Raw genomic sequence first — 11,655 nt, 5'->3', positions numbered from 1 at the left:
ATTTCCAATTGAGCCTATTTGACCTCGATCCAAAATTCAAGGAAGCACAGGAAATGTTGGGCAGCATAGACATCAATACGATTTCTCCTATTGAAGCATTGATCAAGCTTAATGAAATCAAGAAAAAGCTAGAAACGTAGGCGATGTCAGTAGGATTGCCAAGATCTTGATGGTGGCCTACTTTTTTGAAAATGACCGATGACCGAGGTCTGATGATGCCGAAAATTAAGATTTAAACAAATGGTCCTATCAATTCTGGAGTATATTGTTATCGTTGTGAATACTAATAATAGTCCGTGTGCCCTTTAAAATAAAGTAATGTTCTGACAGTCAATTATTGAATCTGTGACTGCATGACTATCCTAAAATTTTTGACAGATGCTTTTTGCATATTTCAAAAACTGCTTTACCTTTGCACACACAAAAGACGAAGATGTAAGGTCATCGGTTAAATTTAATGAAACGAGAATGGCTCATCCGCGATAGCTATCGGGAGGTAGAGCACAACCGTTAAATTGAAATATTGCATGCGAGAGTAGCTCAGCTGGTAGAGCACGACCTTGCCAAGGTCGGGGTCGCGAGTTCGAATCTCGTCTCTCGCTCAAAAAGCCCTTGCAAAAGGGCTTTGTTGTTTTAAGGTACCATACTCTAGCAGTAGAGTAAGCCGGGATGGTGGAATAGGTAGACACGCAAGACTTAAAATCTTGTGGCTTCACGGCCGTGCGGGTTCGATTCCCGCTCCTGGTACAAAAGCTTCACAGAAATGTGAAGCTTTTTGTATTTTTAGATATGTTCTTGGTTTACGCCATTTCAAGCGAAGTACGAAACTACATTTTTTCACAATCTCCTACTATATTTCCAGCATTTCTGATCACCACCTATAATGGAGGAAACATCCTAAAGTTAACCAAATATTAACATAGCTTTTTGTTGATGGTAATTAATTATCTCGTAATATTGCGATAAATAGATGTTATAAACCATAATGATTTTAGAATACCATGAAAAATTCAATATTCTCCCTTCTGTTGTTTTCATTAATCTGGGGCTGTTCTTCCGAGAAAAGTTCAGAAACCAACGAAATAACATCCACTAAGGAAAATATTCCTGCCATTTCCACAAACCATAAGACCTCAGCCATGTATCCCACCCTCAACCAATATATAAAAGGCATACAGTCAGAAATAGACAAAATCCCCGCTGACAGGAAGAAAGAACTTCAAAAGTTGGCACTCTATATTCAGACCAAAAAGAAATCAGGTGAAGCGGCCAATCTGGTTTTTATCTGTACCCACAATAGCCGAAGAAGCCATATGAGTCAATTATGGGCTGCAACTGCCGCGGACTATTATGGTGTGTCTGAAAATATTTTTACGTTTTCAGGAGGCACCGAAACCACAGCCTTCAACCCAAGGGCAGTTGCGGCAATGGAAAGGGCAGGATTTACTGTCGAAAATCCAGGAGGGGAAAATCCTCACTATCAGGTTAGATTTGCTGACAATAGACCTAAGATGGAGTGTTTTTCCAAAATATATGATAACGAGTTTAACCCTCAGGAAAATTTTGTTGCCATCATGACATGTTCAGAAGCAGATAAAAACTGTCCGTATATCCCTGGAGCAACCCTCAGGTCCCCCATCAAATACGAGGATCCCAAAGACTTTGACGGCACACCACAGGAACAAGCAGTCTACGATGAAAGATGCCTTCAGATTGCCACGGAGATGTTTTTCCTGATGTCGAAGGTTAAAGCATAAACGCCAATAAATTCACAACCATGTTTGATCAAATCAACAACTGGGTTTCGGACCAATTGGTAATCAGTTCAGGACCGAGTGCATTCCTGTTTCTATTTTTGGGTGGGGTATTGGCCAGTTTGATGCCCTGCGTATATCCGGTATATCCACTAACAGTTAATTATCTGAGAAACAGAAAAAGCGATATGGGCAAATTTGCCCACCCCCTAACTTATTATGCGGGTTTGGCAGCCATTTACTTTGGCTTTGGCATTATTGCAGCATTGACGGGAGGGGCATTTAATCAGGTCTTGCAATTACCACTATCCAACCTTTCTATTGGCTTGCTGTTATTTGTTATGGCATTGTCTACGCTTGATTTGTTGCAACTGCCATTATTTGGGGGAGAGGTAGAGAGCGAGAAAAGCGGTCTTGGGGGAACTTTTATCATTGGTGCTGGGGCAGGGCTTTTATCATCTGCATGTGTGGGTCCTATTGTGGTCAGTATCCTTATTGCCATTGCATCCGGTGCATCTGAAATATCTTTAGGATTGACCTTGGGTGCTGCTTTCAAGATGATGCTGTTTGGTATGGGTGTAGGAATACCGGTGTTACTGTTGGGAGTTTTTGGTATGGCTTTGCCGAAAAGCGGAAAGTGGATGCTGTCCGTTCAGTGGATTTTTGCCATGTTGATTGGTTATTTTGCAATCGGCTTTCTGGTGAAAGGACTCAACGGATTGGGCTTCAATGACCAAGTTGCAAGTTATATCACTTTTGGAGCCATTGTTTTTGTGTTGGCCATCTATCAGATTCAATCTGTCCAGAAAACCAAACAGGAGAAGACCAAAATTGCCCTGTATTCATTGTTGGGGGTGGTAGGGTTTTTGACAATGGCTTCCAATGTGTTGCCAAGTCAAACTGTGATGGGAAGTAATTTGGCAGTTTCAAATTCAGTTTCTGAAAACATCGAACAAAAAGGAGATTTATTGTGGTACCTCAACAAGGAAGCTGCTTATGCCAAAGCAGGGGAAACAGGCAAACTGGTATTTGTGGATTTCCACGCAGATTGGTGCACCAATTGCAAAGCTTTCCAGGAGAAAACCCAAAAGAATGTAGAATTGAATTCAGCTTTACAGAATGCTGTGCTATACAAGGTTTATGATACCTCCCCGGAATTTGATAAGTATAGAAATGACCCCAGATATCCTGAACTCCAAATCGGCATCCCTTTCTTTTTGATCACGGATGCATCAGGAGATGTATTGTACAAGACCAATGATTTTACCAGAACCGAGGATATGATTTTGTTTTTGGAGTAAGTTTTTGCTTTCCATTATTGAAAAATTTTTGGGCATTTCCATACCTGCCTGACTTTCCTCGTCCACCTATTCTACTTTAACCAATTTTACAGCCACCACTTGAATTTCGGTAGGAGCAGCATATTCTATTAAAATTAATTTTTCAATAACTTTCAACAAAGTATTGAAATTCACCCTATTACTTTATATTTTAAGGTTTTAATAAATAAAATCTTTGTACTATGGAACATCAAAAATTAATTAAGCGAAAGAAAACGCTTACAGCAATAATGATTGTGCCCGGTATTTTGCTGGCAATAATTGCTTTATATATTTTGACCTATAAGGGAGATCAAGATTTAATTGCTTTATATGCAATGGTACCTTTAATTGCTTTCACTGGATTGATTTTTCCTTTTATACAAATTTTAAAGATTCAGAAGGAACTTAAAAAAATCCCATAATCCAGTTTTCTTAGAAAGCTCGATAAATCAAACTCATTCATGAGAATTATTAGTGATCATTTACCGATAACAGGAAGCTTTATAAAAAAGGATTGACAAATTATTATTTGATCACAGAATAGCCGAAACTCATCCCCACAAATGGCTGGAAGTCCGTACCGGTAATATTTAAAGAAAGATTGGCTTGGGTTCTATCGAGTAATGCCCCAAGTCTGTACCCGAGACCAAAATTGGTTATCCATGCTTCCGCGTCTTCCCAATTTCCTGCCCTCCGGGAAGTAATAATATACCTTTGATGGGTATGAACGTTGATGCTAAGGCCCGAGTAGAGTTGATAAACCCCTCCTTTTTTCCCAATTTTTTGGTTACCCAATCTATTATCTACAAAGAAATAATTATTGATCAGAAAATTAGATCCCTCCCGGCAGCTTGGCATTCCGGGATAATGGCGGTGCACTTGGGTACATCCTCCCGGCAAAAGTAAAACTCCATAGGCCAATGCCACAGGTTCCAACCGGTATCCTATAATCATCCGCTCATTCAAATAAAATTTAGGTTCCAGATAGACACCTACCGCTGTAGTAGTATTCCATTTCATGTTGGATTGGTTATAAACCGGACCTGTGACCAAACTGAAATCCTTTACATTCTCTTTTTGGGCATAGGTGATGCTCAAACAAAAAAACAGGCAGATCAAAATCAAGCACTTATTCATGATTGAGGAGATTGGTACTTGACAATTTTTGATGAGGATGTTATGGGTTTTCGATAAGATAAATGAATTTTTCATCAGGATTAAATTGTTCGGTAAAGCTCCTTTTATCCTTTTGGAGGTTAAATTTTATAAATTAGATGAGATGCAAAAATTCAAAATTTAATTATATTTTAATTTTCCAAATACGTCTATATCATTTTTATTCTATTAGGAAACTTTCTTTTTTCCTATTAATTAGACGGAATAAATACTCGATATGTCCCACAACTACTAATTTTTTGTTACTTATGTAATTTTTTCATTTCTTTTAGACTAAAGCTCATTATTCTCTTGGTCAGTTTCTGTTTGGATCGTGTAATGCCTAGCCAAAGAAAACTTTTTGGATTTTGGCCTTTTTGGATTTGACATCTAAAAATCTAAAGAGAGACTGTCTCCTAAATTATGGACGGTTTCAGAAATAGCTTTCCTATAATTGGTGCATCAAAAGCTAAATATAGTAATACACTAAAAGCTAAACCTAATGATTCAGGTAAATAGATGTGTTGCGGCTGATTGCTCTTTTTTTAACTTTCATAATTGATATTAAAGGGAACCCCAAAGGTCACACTATTGGCAATTTGTTATGCTGAATTAAATCCATCCAAATCTGTAAGAAAAGAAAGAAATTCACTTCCTTTTGCATCAATTCCCCTTTTATAAAATGCTTCTTTGTAAGCCTTTTCAAATAATATATATTTCAGCATGAAAATAACCGTTTGGCTGCTATTACTTCTAATTCCTTTGTCCACAATTGGACAAAACCGGATAATCATTTCGGATAAAATTACCCAAAACACAATTCCGGGTGTTCTTGTAAAAATTCAGGGTCAGAACAATCAGGTTTCAGATTCTAATGGGGAAGTTGTTCTCAACTTAAATAATCCTACCCTACTCGTGTTTTCACATATTTCCTTTGAAAACCTTTCCGTTCAGCTCAATCCAAACGAGAACAGGACCATTGAGTTGATACCTAGTATCAGCTCGTTGAATGAAGTGGTTGTATCAGGTTTTGAATCCGAACGTCCTTTGGTACATCAGGCTGGTGCCATCAGCAAAGTTTTGGAAAATGAATTGTACCGATTCAATGAAAATTCTCTCCTAAGTGCATTCAATACCAAGCCGGGAATCAGGGTAGAAGAAAGAGCTCCTGGTAGTTATAGGATATCGATTAGGGGGAGTTCTCTAAGGTCACCTTTTGGGGTTCGGAATGTGAAGGTTTATTGGAATGACATTCCTTTTACATCTCCTGATGGTACCACAGCATTGAATATCCTAGACCTTTCCAACCTTCAGAATACAGAAATCATCAAAGGTCCGGCAGGAAGTATATTTGGAGCAGGAAACGGAGGTGTCATCAGCATGGAGAGTAGGAAAACAGTTTCTGACAATTACATTTCATCGGACATTGGTATCGGGGACTTTGGATTATTTAGGTATCGGTTTGGAATAGACCAGAAAATCGGGGAAGGGGGAATCAATGCCTCCTACGTCCACCAAAAGTCAGAAGGCTATAGGGAACACAGTGCATTGGACAGAAAAGTGTTTCAACTTGCATTGCATTCCAAACCTTCCACAAAGCAGACACTTTCGAGCCAAATTCTATATTCAGACCTTAATTATCAGATTCCTGGAGCGCTTAATGCCACACAGTTGGAAGAAGATAGGAGGCAGGCAAGACCAGGTTCTGTCGGCCAAAACAGTTCTATTGCACAGAAAACCCTTTACGGCACCCTATCTCACCAAATAGATTTCAATGAAAAATGGGCCAATACCACAGCCATATATGTCAACACCACAGAATTTGAAAATCCATTTATCCTTGACTACAAAAAAGAAACTGCATTCAGTTATGGAGGAAGGTCAAAATTTTCTTACAATGACGAATGGGGGCAATTCCCTGTTCAGATTGTTGCGGGAGGTGAATATCAGTTTGGAAAAACTTTGGCGCAAAATTTCGGAAACAGGCTGGGGCAGGCCGACACCATCAGGTTTAGTGATGACCTGATTTCCACACAGGCATTTCTTTTTCAGCAGCTGGAAATAGAATGGACTTCAAAAATCCTGATGACCTTAGGCTTCAGCCAGAATTTTGGAAGATATGACATCATCAGAACTATAGATGCCGGACGTAACCAACCATCATCCAACAGAAGAAACTTCAATCCCATTGTGGTTCCAAGAATCGCAATGGTGTACAAACTGGATGAACATTCCGGAATTCACGGCAGCATAAGTTCCGGTTTTTCTCCCCCTACCATTGCTGAAGTAAGGACCAATGAAGGAAGTATCAATTTGGATCTTGAAGCGGAAAGAGGGATTAATTATGAAGCAGGATATCGAAGCCGCTTTGGTATTTTCAACCTGGACTTTACAGCATTCTATTTTAAGCTGGATCAGACCATTACCACGTTTACCAATGAACAAGGTGTGGTACTCTTCAGGAATGCCGGGGCGACTGATCAAAAAGGGATTGAGGTCAGTTTGGATTATGCCCTGTTCAGAAACCAAAACTCCATGATTCAGGAAGTAAAACTGAACCATGCCTTTACAGGACATTATTTCAATTTTGCAGACTTTCAAAAAGGTGGCAATGATTTTTCCGGAAATCAATTGACGGGAGTATCACCAAATACTTTGGTCAATTTACTGGACATTAGGAGCAGATTGGGTTTCTACTTCAATTTCACCCATCAATTTGTAGATGCAATACCCTTGAATGATGCGAATACTGTCTTTCAGGATTCTTATAATTTGGTTGGTAGCAGATTAGGTTGGAGAAATTCACTGGGCAGCCGTTGGGATGTAGAAGTATATGGAGGTGCGGACAATCTATTGGATGAGGTGTATAGCTTGGGCAATGACCTAAATGCTTTTGCCAACCGGTTTTTTCAACCTGCACCAGGGAGAAATTGGTACGGTGGGGTAAAGATAGGATTGAGATATTAGAATGTGAATTAGTAAATTTCCTTTAATCTGATTAAATTCTGGATATTAGGATATTAGTAGATATATCTAATGACCTATATGATTTGGGAAAAACAATTCAACTTGGGATTGGTATTAAAAAAATTGGGGATAAAAAATTAGTTTTTTTATTATCCCCTATATTTTATCAAAAAACCGTGGAAAAATACTTTATCGTACTGTACAAATTTAACCCTTTCACTAATACCAAAAAATACCCTAAACAGGGTATTTTTCGTGAAAAAAGGGTCTTTTTTTTATGAATTTTGGTATGAAATGAAAATTTTTCAAAAATACCGCACTTAAAAAATGAGATTGAAATTTGATTTTCAATGCTATGATAATTGATCATTTGAGCTATTTACCTTCCATCTTTTTTCCTCAATATCAAAATACACTTTATCATCCGGAAATTCTATAAATTCCTCCGGAGCTGAATTTTGAATGTAATAGGGACTTAAATCCTCACCTTTTACCATTTTATCAAACAGCATCAAGCCTTTTTTTTTCATTTCGGGAATTTCAAACTTCCAGGTCCTGAAGACCTCTTCATAATAAGTCAATTCTCCTGTTTCATTTCTTTTCATTTTCACCCCCACTGCTACTTTTTTCACTTTAATTGACGGGGCAACCCTGCTGGCCAGAAAATATTCGAAGTCGCCATCTTTATGGTATGCTTCAACCTCAAAATCCAAAACCAGTTTGGAATAATACTCATCAAACTGTGCTTCAAATCTATTTTCATAGGTCCCCCTTTTAGGCAAATGCCCTAAATATCTAATTGTGGTATAGAGTATTTGACTTTGCTCATTCTCTGTCAAGCTTCTTTCGGGAGAATATTTTGGTTTACTTTCACAGGAAACCAAAGAAATGAGAATTACAGCAGATAGAATTACGTATAGCTTCATGTTTATTTCCTTGCAAATAATTGTAAATAAAAAGGCTTGTCAAGATTGTTATCCTGACAAGCCTTTTAAAATTGATTAAAGATTAATCTTGTGAATAATCTGTATTGATAGGGTTAAAATTAACCCAACCATCTGTCCAATCGGTAGCACCAAACGCTCCTACGAATGGAACAGTTTTGTCAAAGTAAGCGCCTAATTTTGCATTGCTGAAATTAGCACCTGTTGCCAATGTACCGTTTGGCAATAGACTGAAATCAGGATTATTAGGATATGTCAACAGGGTAAATCTTGCGAAGAAATTTTCCGGTCTTAAACCATAACCTCTATAGAAATCTTCCCAAGGTCCATCAGCAGCAGGAAGTGCTACAGTAGAATTTGAAGCTTCCCAAATTGATTTTACATCAGCTACATTGGCACCACCACCAGCTGCATAATCAGTGTTTGGCACTATTAGTATATTGTTTGCCAAAACACCCGTACCATTCTGATACTGTCCGGTTACCGACGCAGTATTGAATCTCAATCCAATTGGGAAACCAGTGATTACTGAATTAAAGATAGATAATGCCGTTCTTCTTCTCAAATCTATACCTTGTGCATTGTTTCCTGAAATTGATCTACCTACTCTGTCTCTTGGTCCATAAATGGTAATATTTGAGAATACACCGGTAGTATATGGCTGAACATCATTGTCATTAGGGCCATTGTCAGTCTCAAATCCATTTGATTGGGACTGATCTGCAAAGAATGGGTTTCTTACAGCAAGTCCAAACTGTACATTACCTGTGTAACCATAATCAACATCAAAATCATCATCCCAAGTTGATACAGATACTAAATATTTTCCATCAACATTTCCACCAAACCACTCAAATCCGTCATCTCCTCCATAGGAAACAACCAAATGCTCCATTTTGGTACCTCTTCCAACTCCTCCCATGGTGATGGAGTTAGTTTCATTGTTTGGAGTCAATTCGATACCCGCATATTCAACTCTTAGGTATTCGTATTCACCTGAACTGTCATCGTCATTAGTACCACCAAAAATTCTTACCGGATCAATTCCTTCAATTGCAGGATCTACCTGATTGGTTCTTGCTCTTCCCAGGATAACCAAACCTCCCCAATCACCACGGTCTCTTTCACCTGGATTTTGAGCAGAAGTCATAACGATTGGAGCAGCCTCGGTTCCTTTAGCAATCAATTTTCCACCTCTATCTACAATAAGTGTTCCCCTGGTAGCTTTTTGTCCATAGAGAATAGTTCCTGGATCAATAGTTACTGTTACACCATCCGGAACGAACACCTGACCGACAATTAGGTATTGCTTGTCATTTGTAAGTCTTCTCGTGGTTAAATTGCCCTGTAGGGTTTCAACATTGCTCACTTCCTCAAATACCGCTACAACTGCTTTGTCAGCATTCATGGTGACGGTTGCAGGATTGGTAGAACCCGTCAAATCACCTTCCCATCTTACAAAAGCCCATCCCGCAGCAGGAGTGGCAGTAACGGAAACAGAAGCATTTTCACCTTGAGTTCCAGTAGCAGGAGAAACAGTACCTCCCTGCGAGGGTAATGAAAGTGTTGACAGTGTATAATTCACTGTTGGAACTGGATCCTCACCACAAGAGAAAAGGACCAAGACTAGGGCGAGAGACAAGCTGAGCTTCATCAAATTGTTTAAATGTTTCATAATTTTTGAATTTGTAATCATTAATAAAGTTTAGTTATGTGTAATTATTATTTGATCCGGTAATTAAGTGAAAGACTGAAAAGTGTCCCCTTTCTCCATAGATACATCGGGTCATCCACATCGAATGTGATTTTCTTATCGAAGTTGGAATCCTGATAAAATCTGTACTGGTAGTTTAACAAATCCTGAATACCAAATTTGACGGTTGTCTTTTCTCTGAAAGTCTTGCTGATGGTAAAGTCAATAGCGTGCCTTTCCAATTCATATATAGAGGGATTATTGACGTTACCTGCTACAAAGATTCTAGGACCCTGTACATTGTAAGCCAAGCTCGCCTGGAAATTACTGATCGGATCGATATAGTACATGGCCGCATTGACCACATAAGGAGACTGTCCTTGAAGGGCCCTTGTGTTGGCTTCAAATGCAACATCTTCCCCTAAAAATACTTCAGACCATATCAATGATGCATTGACATTAAATGAAAGGTTCTTGACAAAAGGCGCAGAGGTTACAGTACTTAAAGCCTTTCTGGCCTCTATTTCCAATCCATAAACAGTTGCTTCATCGGCGTTGGCATAGCTGAACTGTAAAGTTTCAGTAATATTCTGTTGTACTTTTTCGATTGGGTCATCAAAATACTTATAAAACGCTCCAATACTAAAAGTCTCTCCTTCGTTGGGATAGAACTCATACCGAAGATCGAAATTATCAATTCTTGCCATCTGAAGATCTGGATTGCCAAAGAATCCTGCAATAAATTCAAAGCTGTAATAAAGGAATGGGGCGAACTCCCTGAATTCAGGTCTGTTCAAAGTCTTTCCATATCCTGCACGAATCAGTGATCTTTTACTGAAATTATAATCAACATTAAAAGAAGGCAAAATGGCCAGTTCTATATTTTCTACATTTACAGGACCTGCGTCATTACCACTGGCAAGTTCCTGAATACTATATTCTGTTCTTACACCACCGGACAGATTAAAATCACCCACAGGATAAACCCCACCCGCATAGCCTGCGGCCACCAAAGTCGATGCATCGTATTGGTCATTCGGTCTAGTTCCCTCCTGAATCAACCATCCGTCTCCCTGACGATAATTCTCAGGAGCAAATGATTCATAGATGGGTTTTCTGATCAACTGCTCTCCAACTTCCTGATCATGAAATCCCGGAAAAAATGTAGTAATGTATCTGGCAGAAAAATCCCTCCATTTGTAATCAGCTAAGTATCCAGCTCTGAAGATTCTAGGCCTGTCTTTTTCAACTCCTTGGAATTTTTTCTCAAAGTTCAATCCGTTAACAACGCCCTTTTCATTCATATAACCAAAATACCTACCCAAATCTTGGGGGCTTGAACTCGGAGGTGCGATGACGAGAAATTGGCCTTCGGAGCCTTCCATGGAGAATCTTGTCCTTAGCCTTCTGAAATCAGGCTCTTCATGATAAAGAGAATTTGCTCCTATTACCCAATTCCATTTGGTCATTTCATCATTGAAAAGATGTGTGCCTTCCAATTGACCGGAATACAATCTTTTTGATTCATACCTGAATGAATAATCTTGGGCACCTTGCGGTCTTTGTACAAAATCCTTTCCAGTCCTGAAAACAGTTTCATTCATTCCACTCTGATTGAACAGGTTCCTGAACTCTATCTTATGGTTTGAATTTAACCTCAGCATCCAATTGGACATCAATCCAACCTCATTCATCTTGACATACGTGTTGTCAAAGTATTCATCTCTTTTTTCAGTAGGCCTTCCCGGTTCAGGGAAAAAGTATCTGTTCCTGTCAGCCAAAAAGTATTGGTAATTTTGTGACCATGACATACTTGTCAA

General features: G+C 38.9%; 9 protein-coding genes, 2 tRNA genes and 1 pseudogene. 7 read left to right on the top strand and 5 right to left on the bottom strand.

The features are described 5' to 3' along the window. The 6 genes and pseudogenes from ACEW8O_RS15085 to ACEW8O_RS15060 all read left to right on the top strand — a co-directional run. Nucleotides 1–140: pseudogene (locus ACEW8O_RS15085) on the top strand (DNA mismatch repair protein MutS); the annotation flags it as partial. Nucleotides 141–529: 389 nt separating this feature from the next. Further along, nucleotides 530–602: transfer RNA gene (locus ACEW8O_RS15080), tRNA-Gly, on the top strand. Between the two features lie 61 nt (nucleotides 603–663). Beyond that, a tRNA-Leu gene (locus ACEW8O_RS15075) sits at nucleotides 664–747 on the top strand. Between the two features lie 254 nt (nucleotides 748–1,001). Continuing rightward, nucleotides 1,002–1,757, top strand: a complete 756-nt coding sequence (locus tag ACEW8O_RS15070) for a protein-tyrosine-phosphatase (protein WP_373495452.1) — start codon at nucleotides 1,002–1,004, stop codon at nucleotides 1,755–1,757. 20 nt (nucleotides 1,758–1,777) lie between these two features. Then, nucleotides 1,778–3,055, top strand: coding sequence for a protein-disulfide reductase DsbD family protein (locus ACEW8O_RS15065; RefSeq protein ID WP_373495451.1), 1,278 nt, complete (start codon nucleotides 1,778–1,780; stop codon nucleotides 3,053–3,055). Nucleotides 3,056–3,276: 221 nt separating this feature from the next. Next, on the top strand, nucleotides 3,277–3,498 hold the full coding sequence (locus ACEW8O_RS15060; RefSeq protein WP_373495450.1) for a hypothetical protein: 222 nt from the start codon (nucleotides 3,277–3,279) through the stop codon (nucleotides 3,496–3,498). A gap of 103 nt (nucleotides 3,499–3,601) precedes the next feature. Here the strand turns inward: ACEW8O_RS15060 and ACEW8O_RS15055 are convergent, their stop codons facing one another. Both ACEW8O_RS15055 and ACEW8O_RS15050 read right to left on the bottom strand, forming a co-directional pair. Then, complete coding sequence (locus tag ACEW8O_RS15055; protein ID WP_373495449.1) at nucleotides 3,602–4,213, bottom strand: hypothetical protein; 612 nt, start codon at nucleotides 4,211–4,213, stop codon at nucleotides 3,602–3,604. Nucleotides 4,214–4,833: 620 nt separating this feature from the next. Continuing rightward, nucleotides 4,834–4,956: a hypothetical protein gene (locus ACEW8O_RS15050; RefSeq protein ID WP_373495448.1), complete on the bottom strand. Its 123-nt coding sequence runs from the start codon at nucleotides 4,954–4,956 to the stop codon at nucleotides 4,834–4,836. On the opposite strand from ACEW8O_RS15050, the gene ACEW8O_RS15045 reads away from it, so the two are divergent. Next, nucleotides 4,955–7,198 (top strand): TonB-dependent receptor domain-containing protein, encoded by a 2,244-nt coding sequence (locus tag ACEW8O_RS15045; protein WP_373495447.1) that lies wholly within the window; start codon nucleotides 4,955–4,957, stop codon nucleotides 7,196–7,198. The genes ACEW8O_RS15050 and ACEW8O_RS15045 overlap by 2 nt on opposite strands. Nucleotides 7,199–7,551: 353 nt before the next feature. Here the strand turns inward: ACEW8O_RS15045 and ACEW8O_RS15040 are convergent, their stop codons facing one another. The 3 genes from ACEW8O_RS15040 to ACEW8O_RS15030 all read right to left on the bottom strand — a co-directional run. Beyond that, entirely contained in the window at nucleotides 7,552–8,124 is a 573-nt protein-coding gene (locus tag ACEW8O_RS15040; protein WP_373495446.1) for a hypothetical protein, read from the bottom strand. Between the two features lie 82 nt (nucleotides 8,125–8,206). Then, the gene (locus ACEW8O_RS15035; protein ID WP_373495445.1) at nucleotides 8,207–9,817 is read right to left on the bottom strand and encodes an InlB B-repeat-containing protein; all 1,611 of its coding nucleotides are present in this window, start codon (nucleotides 9,815–9,817) and stop codon (nucleotides 8,207–8,209) included. Nucleotides 9,818–9,864: 47 nt separating this feature from the next. Then, nucleotides 9,865–11,655, bottom strand: a 1,791-nt coding sequence (locus tag ACEW8O_RS15030) for a TonB-dependent receptor domain-containing protein (RefSeq protein ID WP_373495444.1), incomplete at its 5' end; no start/stop codon positions are given.

The organism is Aquiflexum sp. (assembly GCF_041749095.1).
GTDB lineage: Bacteria > Bacteroidota > Bacteroidia > Cytophagales > Cyclobacteriaceae > Aquiflexum.
The sequence above is the reverse complement of the archived record's forward strand: the minus strand, read 5'-3'. Positions and strand labels throughout refer to the sequence as shown.